The 14,937-nt window shown below is 69.8% G+C and carries 15 protein-coding genes and 2 pseudogenes; 8 read left to right on the forward strand and 9 right to left on the reverse strand.

Translation table 11 applies throughout. From position 1 onward, the window contains the following. Positions 1-58: 58 nt before the first annotated feature. From CLT74_RS17865 to otsB, 3 genes are all read left to right on the forward strand, one after another. Positions 59-499 (forward strand): helix-turn-helix domain-containing protein, encoded by a 441-nt coding sequence (locus CLT74_RS17865; protein WP_099852266.1) that lies wholly within the window; start codon positions 59-61, stop codon positions 497-499. 160 nt (positions 500-659) lie between these two features. Next, entirely contained in the window at positions 660-1,013 is a 354-nt protein-coding gene (locus CLT74_RS17870) for a hypothetical protein (RefSeq protein ID WP_099847556.1), read from the forward strand. A gap of 69 nt (positions 1,014-1,082) precedes the next feature. Continuing rightward, positions 1,083-1,907, forward strand: coding sequence for a trehalose-phosphatase (gene otsB, locus CLT74_RS17875; protein WP_099847557.1), 825 nt, complete (start codon positions 1,083-1,085; stop codon positions 1,905-1,907). Positions 1,908-1,933: 26 nt separating this feature from the next. Here the strand turns inward: otsB and CLT74_RS17880 are convergent, their stop codons facing one another. The 4 genes and pseudogenes from CLT74_RS17880 to CLT74_RS17895 form a co-directional block, all read right to left on the reverse strand. Continuing rightward, positions 1,934-2,704, reverse strand: a complete 771-nt coding sequence (locus tag CLT74_RS17880; protein ID WP_099847558.1) for an isoprenyl transferase — start codon at positions 2,702-2,704, stop codon at positions 1,934-1,936. Between the two features lie 31 nt (positions 2,705-2,735). After that, positions 2,736-3,877, reverse strand: a pseudogene (locus CLT74_RS17885) (NAD(P)/FAD-dependent oxidoreductase). Between the two features lie 311 nt (positions 3,878-4,188). Continuing rightward, positions 4,189-5,043 (reverse strand): hypothetical protein, encoded by an 855-nt coding sequence (locus tag CLT74_RS17890; RefSeq protein WP_099847559.1) that lies wholly within the window; start codon positions 5,041-5,043, stop codon positions 4,189-4,191. A 31-nt stretch (positions 5,044-5,074) separates the two neighbouring features. Further along, positions 5,075-6,925 (reverse strand): phosphoenolpyruvate carboxykinase (GTP), encoded by a 1,851-nt coding sequence (locus CLT74_RS17895; RefSeq protein WP_099847560.1) that lies wholly within the window; start codon positions 6,923-6,925, stop codon positions 5,075-5,077. Between the two features lie 138 nt (positions 6,926-7,063). Here CLT74_RS17895 and CLT74_RS31405 point away from each other — a divergent pair. The 3 genes and pseudogenes from CLT74_RS31405 to CLT74_RS17910 all read left to right on the forward strand — a co-directional run. Beyond that, a pseudogene (locus CLT74_RS31405) lies at positions 7,064-7,145 on the forward strand (GtrA family protein); the annotation flags it as partial. A 208-nt stretch (positions 7,146-7,353) separates the two neighbouring features. Then, on the forward strand, positions 7,354-7,881 hold the full coding sequence (locus CLT74_RS17905; RefSeq protein WP_099847562.1) for a GtrA family protein: 528 nt from the start codon (positions 7,354-7,356) through the stop codon (positions 7,879-7,881). A 63-nt stretch (positions 7,882-7,944) separates the two neighbouring features. Then, positions 7,945-8,661 (forward strand): GtrA family protein, encoded by a 717-nt coding sequence (locus CLT74_RS17910; RefSeq protein ID WP_099847563.1) that lies wholly within the window; start codon positions 7,945-7,947, stop codon positions 8,659-8,661. A 35-nt stretch (positions 8,662-8,696) separates the two neighbouring features. On the opposite strand, the gene CLT74_RS17915 is transcribed toward CLT74_RS17910, so the two are convergent. Both CLT74_RS17915 and CLT74_RS17920 read right to left on the reverse strand, forming a co-directional pair. Further along, positions 8,697-9,254, reverse strand: a complete 558-nt coding sequence (locus tag CLT74_RS17915) for a PH domain-containing protein (RefSeq protein ID WP_099847564.1) — start codon at positions 9,252-9,254, stop codon at positions 8,697-8,699. Positions 9,255-9,470: 216 nt separating this feature from the next. Continuing rightward, entirely contained in the window at positions 9,471-10,346 is an 876-nt protein-coding gene (locus CLT74_RS17920; RefSeq protein ID WP_099847565.1) for a biotin--[acetyl-CoA-carboxylase] ligase, read from the reverse strand. 75 nt (positions 10,347-10,421) lie between these two features. Between CLT74_RS17920 and CLT74_RS17925 the strand changes: the two genes are divergently transcribed. Beyond that, on the forward strand, positions 10,422-12,005 hold the full coding sequence (locus tag CLT74_RS17925) for an acyl-CoA carboxylase subunit beta (protein ID WP_099847566.1): 1,584 nt from the start codon (positions 10,422-10,424) through the stop codon (positions 12,003-12,005). Positions 12,006-12,054: 49 nt separating this feature from the next. Here the strand turns inward: CLT74_RS17925 and CLT74_RS17930 are convergent, their stop codons facing one another. From CLT74_RS17930 to CLT74_RS17940, 3 genes are all read right to left on the reverse strand, one after another. Next, a complete protein-coding gene (locus CLT74_RS17930; protein ID WP_099847567.1) occupies positions 12,055-12,939 on the reverse strand; it encodes a hypothetical protein in 885 nt (294 codons plus the stop codon). Then, entirely contained in the window at positions 12,929-13,432 is a 504-nt protein-coding gene (locus CLT74_RS17935; protein ID WP_099852269.1) for a SigE family RNA polymerase sigma factor, read from the reverse strand. The genes CLT74_RS17930 and CLT74_RS17935 overlap by 11 nt, the downstream gene beginning before the upstream one ends. A 70-nt stretch (positions 13,433-13,502) precedes the next feature. Continuing rightward, positions 13,503-14,243: a M50 family metallopeptidase gene (locus CLT74_RS17940; protein WP_099847568.1), complete on the reverse strand. Its 741-nt coding sequence runs from the start codon at positions 14,241-14,243 to the stop codon at positions 13,503-13,505. 132 nt (positions 14,244-14,375) lie between these two features. Between CLT74_RS17940 and CLT74_RS17945 the strand changes: the two genes are divergently transcribed. Further along, on the forward strand, positions 14,376-14,927 hold the full coding sequence (locus CLT74_RS17945; RefSeq protein WP_486582392.1) for a Uma2 family endonuclease: 552 nt from the start codon (positions 14,376-14,378) through the stop codon (positions 14,925-14,927). The last annotated feature ends 10 nt before the right edge of the window (positions 14,928-14,937 follow it).

Genomic DNA, 14,937 nt, shown 5'->3' on the forward strand with positions numbered 1-14,937 from the left:
GCGTGACAGACGCGTGGCAGGCGCTGTCACCCAGGCTCAACGGTCGTACGGTCACGAGGTGACCGAGACGGCCAACGCGCGGAAGATCGCCTTCGCCACCTTCGTCCGGCGCGCCCTCGACGAGGCCCGCGCGACCCGGGCGTGGAGCGGCACCGAGGTCTCCCGGCGCACCGGCGTCTCCCGACAGACCATCAACCGGTGGGTACGCGGCGACTGGGCCAGCGACCCGGAAGCGGAACGGGTGGTGGCCTTCTGCGAGGGCCTCGGGCTCGACCCGGCCGTGGCCTTCGCGGCGCTGGGCTGGGACCGGACGACCTCGCGCCGAACCTCGCCGTCACCACCGCCGATGGACCCCGACGTCGAGGCGCTGCTCCGCCGGCTGGTCGACCCCGACGTCTCGGACGCGGAGAAGTTCCACATCCGGGAAACCATTCGTTACCTCGCATATCGCCCGACGCTGCCGCTGAGTGTCCGAAAACGAGGAGACGCGGCCAGCTAGTTCCTCAGATGGCGAAAGAACGGCAGGTCAGCCTGATTCGTTTCGCTACGGGGCGGGATCGGGCGCGCTAGCGTCCGTATTCGTACTGCTTGGGCTCGTCGTCGGCGGGGGGACGGGACAAGGCCGAACCCAGCCCTGCGGGACAGAAAGGGGTCTCTCCATGACCCTGAAATGGTTGGCTGTCGTGGTCGCGACGGTCTCGGTGACGCTGTGCGTCACCGGCAACGCGGTGACCCTGACCCTGAACGGCGGGCAGCTTCCGCTGCTCGTCAACCTCTTCGCGCTCGCCACCGCGGGCACCGCGATCGTCCTGGCCGTCGTCGCCGAACTGCACGACCGGCTCAACGATCGGCTCACCGCGCTCACCGAGTTCCTGGTGGAGCGGCTGCGGGAAATCGAGGCACACACCGGCGACCGGAACTCCGGCTTCGTGGAGGGCTACCTGCTGAGCCACGGCCAGGAAGCGGCGGTGGTGCCGTTCGGACGCCGGGGACGTGGAGCCGCCGAACGCTGAATCACACCTGTCGCCCACACCGGATTCACGTCAGGATTGACCGACCGAACCCGGGGTACGCTGTCGCGCGTGCCGCCGTTGAATCTGGGCAACCAGCAGCCGAAGATCCCGCTGAACGCCGACCATGCCTGGCGGGCGACCGCCGACCGGGCGGCCGAGACCGTCCTCTTCTTCGACTTCGACGGCACCCTCGCGCCGGTCGCCGACGATCCGACACAGGTACAGCCCGCGCCGAAGGTGCTGGCCGCCATCGAGGCACTCGCCCCGGTCGTGCGGCGCATCGCGATCGTCTCGGCCCGACCTGTGGAGTTCCTGCGCGAGCACTTCGACGGGCTCACCGGTGTCGACCTGTACGGTCTCTACGGCCTGGAGCACAGCCATTCCGGCGGCGACACGGTCACCGAGCCGGCCGCCCTGCCGTGGGTGCCCACAATGTCCGAACTCGCCGAACTGGCCCGCACCGAACTGCCGCCCGGCACCCTTGTGGAGTACAAGCGGCTGTCGGTCGCCCTGCACTGGCGTACCGCGCCGCAACTTGCCGACACCGTCGAGCAGTGGGGCCGCGATCAGGCCGAGCGCCTCGGCCTGCGGGTACAGGTCGGACGAATGGTCCTGGAGATCAAGCCACCGGTCGACCGGGACAAGGGCATGGTGATCGACGAGTTGGTGCAGGGGGTACGCGCGGCCTGGTACTTCGGCGACGACGTCTCCGACATCAAGGCCTTCGCCGCGCTGCGGGCCCGCGCCGCCGCCGACCCGGACTTTCTCGGTGTCTGCGTCGCCGTCGCCAACCCGGAGACCGGCGACGAGGTCGCCGAAGCCGCCGACCTCACCATCGACTCCCCGGCCGACCTGGGTGACTTCCTCACCGAGGCCACCCACCGCCTCAGCTGAGCAACCGACCCCGTCCGGCGCCGCTCTCAGACCCCGTAGCGGCGCTGGCGGGTGGCGTAGGAGCGCAGCGCGCGGAGAAAGTCGACGCGCCGGAAATCGGGCCAGTTCAGCTCGCAGAAGTAGAACTCCGAGTGCGCCGACTGCCAGAGCATGAAGCCGGAGAGGCGCTGCTCCCCGCTGGTCCGGATGATCAGATCCGGATCCGGCAGCCCACGGGTGTAGAGGTGCTCGGAGATGTCGTCGACGTCGAGCGACCCGGCCAGTTCCTCAAGCGTGCCGCCGTTCGCCGCGCGCTCCAGCAGCAACGAGCGCACCGCGTCGGCGATCTCCCGCCGGCCGCCGTACCCGACGGCGATGTTGACCTGAGCGCTGCCGGTACGTTCCCTGGTCCGTTCCTCGGCGGCCTTGAGTGCCGTGGCGAGGCGCGTCGGCAGCACGTCGAGTGCGCCGACCATCCGCAGCCGCCAGGGGTTGGCATCCGCGGCCAGCTCGGTGGTGAGATCCTCGATGATCTGGAGCAGCGGGTCCAGCTCCGCCGCCGGGCGCGAGAGGTTGTCGGTGGAGAGCAGCCACAGGGTCACGTGCCCCACACCCGCGGCGTCGCACCAGCGCAGCAGTTCCTTGATCCGCTCGGCACCCATCCGATGCCCGTCGTTCGGATCGACAAAGCCCATCTCCCGGGCCCATCTGCGGTTGCCGTCACACATCACACCCACGTGGCGGGGCACCGGACGGCCCGCGAGCTTGGCCGTCAGCCGCCGCTCGTAGACGGAGTAGAGAAGTTTCCGCAGAGTCATCACCTAGCAGGGTAGCGAGCCGCCCTACGGATCAGTGTGCCGGTGGCCGATGCCGCACCGGCAGGCCGAGGGCGATCAGACCGAGCGTCCGGCCGTCCAGCAGACCATCGCCCAGTCCCAGCTCGACCACCCTGCCGAAGACCCGTCCGTCCCGATCGGCCGCCCGCACCGCCGCGTCCACCACCCGCCGCCGTCGGGCCAGCCAGGCCGCCGCCGAGCTGTGCCGCAGGTGGGTGCCGAGTCGGCTACGCAGCTCGCTCGCGTACCGCCGCGCGGCATGCTCAGGAGCACCGACCGCGGCCTGCCCGGCCAGCGCCCCGGAGCGCAACGCGTAGAAGATCCCCTCACCGGTCAGCGGGTTGATCAGCGAGAGCGCGTCGCCGGCGAGCACCACCCGGCCCCGTCCCGGCGTCGGCCGGAAGGTGGACAGCGGCAGGTGATGGGCACGCAGCGAGCTGACCGCCGCCGGATCCGTGCCCGGCAACAGCGCCGCCAGCCGGTCGAGCAGGTGCGCGCGGGTCAGCGACTCGCCCCGCAGCACCTCCCCGTACCCGACGTTCGCCCGACCGTCACCGATCGGGAACGACCAGGCGTACGCCGGCCAGCGGGCGGCCGAGGTGACGATGAGCTGGGCCGGCGGTCCGGGCGGCGCGGGTGCGTACCCTCGGATGGCCAGCGCCAGATGGCGGTCCGGGTTGTTCGGCTCGCCCAACGCCCGGCGCACGACGGACCCGGCGCCGTCGGCACCCACCACCACCCCGGCGGAGATCTCCCCGTCCAGCACGACCCGGTCGGCGCGCACCTCCACCCGGCGCACCGCCCGCCGGCCCAACGGCACGCCGTCCCCGACCGCCGCCGCCACCAGCCGCGCGTCGAACACCTGCCGCGGCACGGTGTACGCCGGTCTGGGCAACGTCCGCGCCACGGCACCGCCGTCCGGTGCCACCAGCCGCAACGCCGGCACCGGCGAGAAGCCGGCCACCGCGTCGCGCACACCCAGTTCGGCGAGTACGTCCAACGCGTGCGCGGCGATACCGTCGCCGCAGGCCTTGTCCCGGGGAAACTCGGCACGGTCCAACAGCAACACCTCGGCACCCGCCCGGCGGGCCGCCAGAGCGGCAGCCACCCCGCCGGCCCGGCCCCGACCACCACCACGTCGAACTCGTCGCGCACAGCCTCTCCTCCCGCCCTGCCTGCCCTGCACTGCCGGCTCTGCCTTTGTTGCCTTCCCCCTTGCTCCGCCCCCTCAGCTCTGCTTCAACTGACGCACTGCGATCGTCCCGGATCCAGTGCGCCAGTTGAAGCAGAGCAAGCAGGGAGCTCCCCGCGCGTCTGCTGGCGCCTTCAAGATCCGAGCAACTTCCCTGATGCTGCTGCCTCCACCTCGGGCTGAGGCAGCAATATCGCCGAAGTTGCTCGGATCTTGAAGCAGGGCAGGGGCATGGCGGGAGGTGGCGGCGGACGGGAGGGGCGCCGGGGATGGGTCAGGCAGGGAGTGGGGTGGGGCGGGCGGCGCGGCGGATGCCGTAGACGGTGAGGACGGCGGCGACGACAAGCGGCGCACCGTCGCGTATCAGGCCGTCGACGCCGAGCAGCCACCAGCACAACGGCAGATCGACGGCGAGCACGGCGACCGTCACCACGATCAGCAGCGTGCCCGCCCAGCGGCTACCGCGCAGGAGGAACGCCGTGCAGAACAGCACCAGGTAGCTGGTCGCGATGCCGGCACCCAGCCAGAGCAGCACGGCGGGTACGGCGAGCAACTGTCCGTCCAGGATCGCGGCGGTGGCGACAAGCGCCGGCACCAGCATCAGCGGGCTGTACGTGAACGCCGCTACCCGGCTGGTCAGCAGCCAGGCGCTCGCCTCCGGCCGGCTCGGCGGCGTTTCCCGCCAGGAGATGCCGGAACGGTCGATGACCAGCCGGGAGCGGTGCCGCACCAGGTGCCCGGCGAGCGCCGACGACCTGTACAACAGCCAGACGACTGTCGCGCAGAGCGCGGTGAGCAGGGCGAAGCCGAGCAGGCCGGGCAACGGTGGTACGCCCTGGCGGGGCACGATCAGCCGACCGACAGCGAAGACCGTGGTGACGGCGAGGATCAGACCGAACGGACGGGCCACTGTCCGGCCGCGACGTACATGCCCGATGAGCAGCAGGAAGCCGAACGAGCGCAGCATCGCCCAGCCGGTACGCACGGCGAGCCCGAACCCCTGCTCCGGCGCGTACCACCAGTTGAGCACCTCGACCACGACGGTGGCCGCGGCCGTCACCGCCAACAGTGCGGTAAGCGTCCGGACGGCGAACGGCCGCCGGACCTCGGTCTCGGCGGCCGTCCTCATGGGATCCGATGATGCCCGGATCCGTCGTCGATCACACCCCTCGCTGCGGCTGCTCCGCGTCGAGTCGGGCGCGCAGGGCGTCCAGCTCGGCCCAGAGGACACCGGGCAGCTTGTCGCCGAACTTCTCGAACCACTCGGTGACCAGGGGCAACTCGTTGCGCCACTCGTCCGGGTCCACCTTCAGCGCGATGCGGACGTCCTCCGGCGTCATGTCCAGCCCCTCGACGTCCAGGGCGTCCAGGGTCGGCACCATGCCGATCGGGGTTTCGACGGCATCGGCCCGGCCCTCGATCCGCTCGATGATCCACTTGAGCACCCGGGAGTTCTCGCCGAAGCCCGGCCAGAGGAAACCGCCCTCCGGGTCCTTACGGAACCAGTTGACGTAGTAGACCTTTGGCAGCTTCGACTCGTCGCCGTCGGCGCCCTTGCCCATCTCGATCCAGTGCCGGAAGTAGTCGCCACCGTGGTAGCCGATGAACGGCAGCATCGCCATCGGGTCGCGGCGGACCACGCCCACCGCACCGGAGGCGGCGGCCGTGGTCTCCGAGGAGAGCGTGGCACCCATGTAGACGCCGTGCACCCAGTCCCGTGCCTCGGTGACAAGCGGCACGGTGTCGCGACGCCGGCCACCGAACAGGATCGCGTCGATCGGTACGCCGTTCGGGTTGTAGTAGTCCTCCGCCAGGATCGGACACTGGGTGATCGGGGTGCAGAACCGGCTGTTCGCGTGCGAGGAGAGGTTCTCGTTCTCCGGCGTCCAGTCGTTGCCCTTCCAGTCGATCAGGTGGGCCGGCGGTTCGCCCATGCCCTCCCACCAGATGTCGCCGTCGTCGGTGAGGGCCACGTTCGTGAAGATGGAGTTGCCCCGCTCCAGCGTCCGCATGGCGTTGGCGTTTGTCTTCCAGTCGGTGCCCGGGGCGACGCCGAACAGGCCGTACTCCGGGTTGATCGCGTAGAGCCGTCCGTCGGGGCCGAACCGCATCCAGGCGATGTCGTCACCGATCGTCTCGACCTTCCAACCCGGGATGGTCGGCTCCAGCATGGCCAGGTTGGTCTTGCCGCAGGCCGATGGGAAGGCCCCGGCGATGTGGTAGACCTGCCCCTCCGGCGACGTGATCTTCAGGATCAGCATGTGTTCGGCGAGCCAGCCCTCGTCGCGCCCCATCACGCTGGCGATCCGCAACGAGTAGCACTTCTTGCCGAGCAGCGAGTTGCCGCCGTACCCGGAGCCGAACGACCAGATCTCCCTCGTCTCCGGGAAGTGGGAGATGTACTTGGTTTCGTTGCACGGCCAGGCCACGTCCTGCTGACCGGGGGCCAACGGGGCGCCGATCGAGTGCAGGGCGTGCACGAAGTCGGCGTCGTCGCCCATCGCCTGCAGGACCGAGGCGCCCATCCGGGTCATGATCCGCATCGAGGCGACCACGTACGGGCTGTCGGTGATCTCGACGCCGAACATCGGGCTCTCCGCCTCGATCGGGCCCATGCAGAACGGGATGACGTACATCGTGCGCCCGCGCATCGAGCCGCGGTACAGATCCGTCATGGTCCGCTTCATCTCGGCCGGCGCCATCCAGTTGTTCGTGGGCCCGGCGTCCGCTTCGTCCACGGAACAGATGAAGGTGCGCTCCTCGACCCGGGCGACGTCCGTCGGGTCGGTACGCGCGTAGAAGGAGTTGGGCTTCTTCTCGGGGTTCAGCCGGACGAGTGTCCCGGCTTCGACCAGCTCGTCGGTGAGGCGACGCCATTCCTGGTCGGACCCGTCCACCCAGACGACCTGGTCAGGGGTGGTCAGTTCAGCGACCTCACGGACCCAGGCGAGCAGTTTCGGGTGGGACGTAGGGGCCTGATCGATACCCCGAACGGTGGCCGGAGCAACCATGACACATCTCCTTGTGGTCGACGCTGACCGGTCTATGGAGTGCACGAGTCTCAGCGGCGCGATGCGCGTCGCCTTCGTGGAAACCTGGGATTGGCCTCAGCGTAAACCGGAGGACCTCTCCAGTCAGTGGGACTGGTTGTGAAGAACTGCACAAGGTGCGGTCACGCTGCGGCATCACGAGCCTTTACCCGCTTTCACGCGCAGTTTCACGCAAATCCTTCGGCGGACCTCCTGGTGACGGCACCCGGGCCGAACCGGCGACGGCGATTTACGACCCGGAGTACCGAAGCGGAAAAGAACACCCGATCGCACGGATCCGGTTACGCTCCGTTCGTGCCCGTCCGTGCCGCCGCACCGGTGCACCCCGGTGCCCGTTGCTACCCGCTCCCGGGGCGGCCAACCGGTACGCTCGCACGGTGGCCGCCACAATGACCGGGGAGCCAGGCTCCCGGCAGACCCGCCCGGGTCTGGTTCACTCCCTGATCGACCGCTTCGGTCACCTCATCCGGGAAATGAGCAAGTTCGCGACCGTCGGCGGGGTGGCCTTCCTCATCGACTTCGCCCTGTTCAACTACCTGATCGGCCCGCAGGGCGTCGAGCAGATCACCGCGAAGACCATCGCCACGGTCATCGCCGCGACCTTCGCCTTCCTGGGCAACCGGTTCTGGACCTGGCGGCACCGCAAGCGCTCCCACCCGGCCCGCGAGTACGCGCTGTTCTTCTTCTTCAACACGGTGGGGCTGGGCATCGCGGTGGCCTGCCTCGCCATCAGCCACTACGGGCTCGGCAGCATCTGGCCGGCCGTCTTCCAGACCCGACTGGCCGACAACGTGGCCAGCTTCATCGTGGGCACCGGGTTCGGCACGCTGTTCCGATTCTGGTCGTACCGACGGTTCGTCTTCGTCGAAGCGGGAACGCCACCGGTCGCGGAAGCGAACCAGGACCGCCGGGCGTGACCTGCCGCCCACTCGTTCGGTCGGAGCCAGCCGACCCCGACCCACTGCCCTAAGGTGTTGCGCATGCCTCTCGTCCGTCTGCTACCTGAGCGCTGGCAGAAGTTCATCCACGAGGCACTCAAATTCGGCCTGGTCGGTGGCATCAACACGGTCATCAATTACGCCGTGTTCAACGCGCTCGCACTCACGGTTTTCGTTGACGGTCAGCTGAAGGCGACAGTCGTCGCCACCATCGTCGCCACGATCACGTCGTATCTGATGAATCGACACTGGACGTACCGTGATCGTCCGAAATCTGCGATGCAGCGGGAATACGCCCTGTTTTTCCTTTTCAACGGGGCTGGGCTGCTCATCGAACTCGGCGTGCTCGCCGCCGCCAAGTACGGCCTGGGCGTGACCGGGCTGCTGGCCCTGAACGTCGCGAAGACCGGTGGCGTGGTGCTGGCCACCCTGTTCCGCTTCTGGTCGTACCGGACCTTCGTCTTCCAGCCCGCCGCGCCTGTCGAGGCCACGCAGCGCTGGCACGGCCTGCCCCGCGACGAGTGGGACACGATGGCCGGCATGGACCCGGTGGCCGAGTTGGCCGAGTCCGTGACGGAGCTGGAAGAGGAGCAACCACCAGCCGCCCGGCCCGGCGTGACTCCCCGGCCGCTCCAGCCGAGGTCCGCGTCCTTGCCCGACGAAGCCGAGCTGGCGGCGGCGTTGGACGCCGAGCTGGAGGCCGAGTTGGAGGCCCAGTTGCAGCCCGCCCCGGCCCCCCGCCGTCTCCGCCGCCGCTGACCGGTCGTTCCGACGGTGCCGGGAGATCCCGGCAGCTACGCTCCGGCGCTCTTGTCGCGCTCGCTGAGGATCTCGCGCAGTTCACCGTCACCGAGCGAGTGCCGGTCGTGGAACGCCTCCACGAGTTCGTAGAGCTTTGTCTGGACCCGGTCGACCTTGGGCACGTCGTGCAGGACCGACTGCCCACGCTCACCGGCCGACTCGATGGTGAGCGTGCCGTAGCCGAGCACCCGCCCGGCGAACTGCTGGCTCATCGAGTGGTCGTTGACCCGGCTCAACGGGATGTCCCGACGCTCCCGGGAGAACACGCCGTGCTGGAGCAGGACCCGCTCGTTTGTGAAGAGGTAGTGCGTGGTGCGCCAGGAGACGTACGGCCACACGGCGAGGATCATCACGGCCAGCAGGGCCAGCCCGCCGATCACCGCGAGCGTCACGGAACCGCTCCCGCCCGAGGGCAGGAACAGCACGCCGGCCACCACCGCGGCGATGGCGAGCACCAGCACCGCCACCGGCCGGATCAGCGCCTTCCAGTGCGGGTGCAGGTGCAACACGACGTGCTCATCCTCGGTGAGCACGTCTTCGGGGAACGCCACGGAAACCTCCTCGCAGGAACGGACGCGCAGACCGTAACCCCCCACCGCCACCGCCCCACATCCGCCACGCGGCTCGTCCACCCAGCCCCAGCGCCTACACCCACCCCAAGCCCCCGCGATCTTGCACTTACGGTCGCCGCAATGCCCCTTTTGCACCCCTCTGGCCCGACCAGAAGTGCAAGATCGCGGGGGCGAGAGTGGGGGTGGGAGGGAGGGTCAGCGGAGGTGGCGGATGTCGGCGGCGGCTAGGGGGTGCTGGGTGGTGGGGGTGGTGAGGAGGAGTTGGCCGTGGGGGTCGATGGTGGTGGCGGTGCCGGTGAGGGTGGTGCCGTCGGGGAGCAGGGCGTTGACCTCGCGGCCGATGGTGCCGCACACCGCCAGGTACGCCTCGCGCAGCCCACTTGCCGTCGCGTCTCCACCGGCGTCCCGCCACCTGGCGTACCAGTCGGCGACCGAGCGGAGCAGGGCCCGTAGCAGCGGATCACGGTCGGTGGCCGTCGCGCCGGCCAGTTGCAGCGAGGTGGCCGGTAGGCCGGTCGGCAGCTCGGGCAGTTCGTCGGCGCGCAGTGTCACGTTCAGCCCGATGCCGAGGACCACCGCGGGTGGGTCGTTCAGCCCCGGTCCGGGCACCCCCTCGGCGAGGATCCCGGCGCACTTGGCGCCCCCGATGAGCAGGTCGTTGGGCCACTTCAGGGTGGCGTCCAGCTCGGCCAGCAGCGTCACCGCCTCGACCAGCGCCACACCGGCCAGCAACGGCAACCAGCCGTACCCCGCAGGTGGTGCCGGCGACCAGCCGCGGGCCGGCACGGCCTCGCCGGGTCGCAGCAGCACGCTTGTGGCGATGCCGGCGCGCGGCGGCGACTGCCACACCCGCCCGCGCCGTCCCCGACCGGCGGTCTGCCGTTCGGCCACCACCACCAGGCCCTCCGCCTCGCCGCTGCGCGCCGCGTCGGCGACGTCGGCGTTCGTGGACCCGGTCTCCGTGCGCAGTTCCAGCCGGGACCACGGACCGTACGGCTCGACAAGCGCCCGACGCAGCCGGACCACCGACAGCGGCGGGCGATCCAGATCGGTGTACGGAGAACCCGGCACCCCACCAGCCTACGGGTAGGCCGGTGAGGCGAAGTGCACAGCGGCGGCGACCTGAACCATCGTTATATTCCCAGGGTGACTACCGAGACCGGGACCAACATCCACAGCACCGCGGGCAAGCTGGCGGACCTGGCACGACGGGTCGACGAGGCGGTGCACGCCGGGTCGGCCCGCGCCGTGGAGAAGCAGCACGCGCGCGGCAAGAAGACCGCCCGGGAGCGCATCGAGATGCTGCTCGACGAGGGGTCGTTCGTCGAGCTGGACGAGTTCGCCCGGCACCGGTCCACGAACTTCGGGCTGGACCGGACCCGCCCGTACGGCGACGGCGTGGTCACCGGCTACGGCACCGTCGACGGCCGGCAGGTCTGCGTCTTCGCCCAGGACTTCACGGTCTTCGGCGGCTCCCTCGGCGAGGTCTTCGGCGAGAAGATCGTCAAGGTGATGGACCTGGCCATGAAGATCGGCTGCCCGGTCGTCGGCATCAACGACTCCGGCGGCGCCCGTATCCAGGAGGGCGTGGCCTCGCTCGGCCTCTACGGCGAGATCTTCTTCCGAAACGTCCGGGCCAGCGGCGTCATCCCGCAGGTCTCGCTCATCATGGGCCCGTGCGCGGGCGGCGCGGTCTACTCCCCCGCGGTCACCGATTTCACGGTGATGGTCGACCAGACCTCGCACATGTTCATCACCGGCCCGGACGTCATCAAGACCGTCACCGGCGAGGACGTCGGCATGGAGGAGCTGGGTGGTGCCCGGACCCACAACAGCCGCAGCGGCAACGCGCACTACCTCGCCACCGACGAGGCCGACGCGATCGACTACGTCCGGGCGCTCCTGTCCCACCTGCCGTCGAACAACCTGGACGAGCCGCCGGTCTTCGACGCGCCGGCCGACCTGGAGATCAGTGACTCCGACCGGGAACTGGACACGCTGATCCCCGACTCGGCCAACCAGCCGTACGACATGCACCGGGTGCTGGAGCACGTGCTCGACGACGGGGAGTTCCTGGAGGTCCAGCCGCTCTACGCGCAGAACATGGTGGTCGGTTTCGGCCGGGTCGAGGGCCGGCCGGTAGGCGTGGTGGCCAACCAGCCGATGCACTTCGCCGGCACCCTGGACATCGCGGCCAGCGAGAAAGCCGCCCGCTTCGTCCGCACCTGCGACGCCTTCAACATCCCGGTACTCACCTTCGTGGACGTGCCCGGCTTCCTGCCCGGCACCGGCCAGGAGTGGGACGGCATCATCCGCCGGGGCGCCAAGCTCATCTACGCGTACGCCGAGGCCACCGTCCCGAAGGTCACAGTGATCACCCGCAAGGCGTACGGCGGGGCGTACGACGTGATGGGCTCCAAGCACCTGGGGGCCGATCTCAACTTCGCCTGGCCGACCGCCCAGATCGCGGTGATGGGCGCGCAGGGCGCGGTGAACATCCTCTACCGGCAGGAGCTGGCCGCCGCCGAGGATCCGGCCGCCGTCCGGGCCGAGCGGATCGCCGAGTACGAGGACACCCTCGCCAACCCGTACGTGGCCGCCGAGCGTGGCTACGTCGACGCGGTGATCCCGCCGCACGAGACCCGTACCCAGATCGTCCGGGCGCTGCGGGTGCTGCGGACCAAGCGGGAGACCCTCCCGCCGAAGAAGCACGGCAACATCCCGCTGTAGTCGCCACGTACGGGCCCCTCCCGCACGTCAGCCCGTCGGGAGGGGCCGGTCAGCACTGTGGGTTGGCCGCCACGCACATTCGCCCGGCGGCTATGGTCGCCAGCCGTCTCAGCTCCGACTCGCTCGCGCCGGACTCGACCCCGACGACCGTGACCAGGTCACCGACCCGCACCACGGCGATGACGTTCGGCGGCATCGGCGCGGCGAGCACCTCACCGTTGGCGTCGCCTCGACGCGTCTCACCGACCGTGTGGCGGATCAGAACCGACTCGTCTCCGGCGAACTGCCTGTCGACCACCGCCCAGCTCTGCATCGCGTGGAAGTCGGCCCACTCCGTCATGTCGTCGATCGAGCCCACCTCGATGCTCTCCCAGTTCAGACAGGTGCTCACCTGACGATCGATGCGGGCGAAGAGGGTCCGTTCCGATTCCGGAGTGATGCGGTAGACGTCCTGCATGAGCACGATCGATATGCCGCGTCCCAGCGCCATCCCGTCCTCGACCCGGATATCCGCCGGACGATGCATGAACTGCGAACGGGAGTAACGGGACGTTTCCCAGTCGGGAGACGCTCCCTTCGCCTGCAGACACCTCGCCAACTCAGGATTGATCACGATCGGCTCGGCCAGGCCCGCCTCGACGATCGGGGCGTCGACCTCCATCGGCAGATCCTCGGGCTGCAACAGCGCCTCGAACGGAATCTCCGCCCGCGTGATCGCACCGCCCTCCCCCGGCATCGTCGCCTGCCGAGACGGCAGTGCGACGACTGCCACCAGTGGGATGGACAGCACGGCAACGCCGACAGCGACGGCCGCCGCCCTGAACCGGCTGCGTCGCCGCGCCACGGCACGCACCTCTGCGGTGTCCAGCCAACGGACGGCCCGCAGCTCCTGTTGCACCCGTTCCACCAGGCGGATGTCGTCGTCAGGCCGCATCGGTGGCCTCCTCCAGATCGGACACGGTCAGCAGTCCGGCCAACGCGGCACGTCCCCGGGCGAGTCGGGCCTTGACGGTGCCGACCGGCGCGTCGGTCTCCCGGGCGACATCGGCGACGGGCATACCCACCAGGTAGTACAGCGCGATCGCGACGCGTTGTTCCTCGGGGAGCTGGCGCAGAGCGGCGACCACCTCGACGGTGTCGGTGGTGGGTCCTGGCACGCTGTCGACCGCGCCGTGCCGCAGGTAGGCCCGGGCCCGGCTGCGCAGGCTGCGCCATCGGCTGACCGCGATCCGGGCGGCCACCACGCGTACCCATGCCTCCGGGTCGTCGTAGCCGCCCACGGTGGACCAGCGCTGCCAGGCCCGGATGAACGCCTCCTGCACCGCGTCCTGAGCCTCGGTGAGGTCACCGGTCAACACGTAGACGTAGCCGAGCAACCGCTGCCGGCTGCCCTGGTAGAACTCGTCGAACCCCTCGACGTCCGCCACCCGCACCTCCCCGTACCTGACAGAGCACACGCACCGGGGGGTGGGTCTGGTTGCCGACCGGCCGACGGAATCAGGTGAGGCCGGCCTCGGCGAGCAGCGGTCCGGCCAGCATCAGGCCGCCGGTCACCAGCACGGCGAGGTTGACCAGGCCGAAGAGGACCACCCAGAAGAACGCCGGCAGCGGGGTGATCCCGGCCAACTGGTCGGCGTCGGAGGCCGGCATTCCGCGCCGCGCGCGCAGCCGCTGCAACTCCACCACCGGGCGTACGCCGCCGAGCAGCAGGAACCACACTCCGGTCCACGCGAAGGCGGCCTGGACCTGCGGGCTGGCGTACCAGGAGACGGCGAGTACCGCACCACCGGTCACCACGAGCGTCAACGCGCCGTAGAGGTTGCGGACCATGACCAGCATGGCCAGCAGCAGGATCACCGCGATCCACAGCAGCAGGGTGATCCGGTTGCCGGCGAGCAGCCACGCCCCGCCGAGGCCCACCAGGGGCGGGGCCAGATACCCGGCGAGCAGGGTCAGCACCATGCCCGGGCCGCTGGGACGACCGGCGGACAGCGTCAGTCCGGAGGTGTCCGAGTGCAGCCGGATGCCGTGCAGCTTGCGCCCGGTGAGCACGGCGACAAGCGCGTGACCGCCCTCGTGGGCGATGGTGATCGCGTTGCGGGCGACCCGCCACGGCAGCCGGGTGACGACGACGAGCAGCGCGACCAGGCCGGTGAGCACCACGAGCAGCGGCGGTGGGTCGGGCTGCGCGCCGAACAGGCGGTCCCAGAACTCGGTCATGCCCTCGATCGACACCATGAGGCGCGAGCCTACCGCCCGCGTTCCGGCATCGACCCTGGGCCGGGCGACAGTTCCGCTGTCGATGCCGGGCCAACCGGTCGTATCGTGTGAGACTGACCGGGTGGCGATCGGAGCGGGAGGTGAACGCAGGTGAGCGCGGCCCCCCTGGAACCCCACATCGGCCTCTGGACGGAGGCCGAATACCTCGCCATGGGCGAAACCCGTGACCGGATCGAGTTGCTCGACGGGAGCCTGATCGTGAGCCCTGCCCCGAGCCTGAGGCATCAGAGAGTGGCCCGGAGGCTGGCGAACAGCATCGAGGCCGCCGCAGAAAGCAGCGGCCTCCTGGTATACGACGCGATCAACGTTCGACTGGGCGTCGACCGCATCGTCATCCCCGACCTCGTGGTGACCGATGCCGGTGACGAGGGAACCGTGCTTGACGCGGACCGGGTCTACCTCGTCGGAGAGATCGTGTCGCCGGGTAACGCCGCCGCTGACCGGGTGCTCAAGATGCAGCTCTACGCGATCGCCCGGATCCCCTGGTATCTGCTTGTCGAGCAGGACGGCGACACCCAGTCGCTGCGGCTGTACCACCTCGACGGCGGACACTACGTCGAGGACCGGGTGGCCAAGGGCGGGGAGACGCTCACCCTCACCGAGCCGTTCCGCTGGCAGATTGATCCGGCCACGCTGCGTTGATCACCAGGTG

Source organism: Verrucosispora sp. CNZ293 (genome assembly GCF_002754655.1).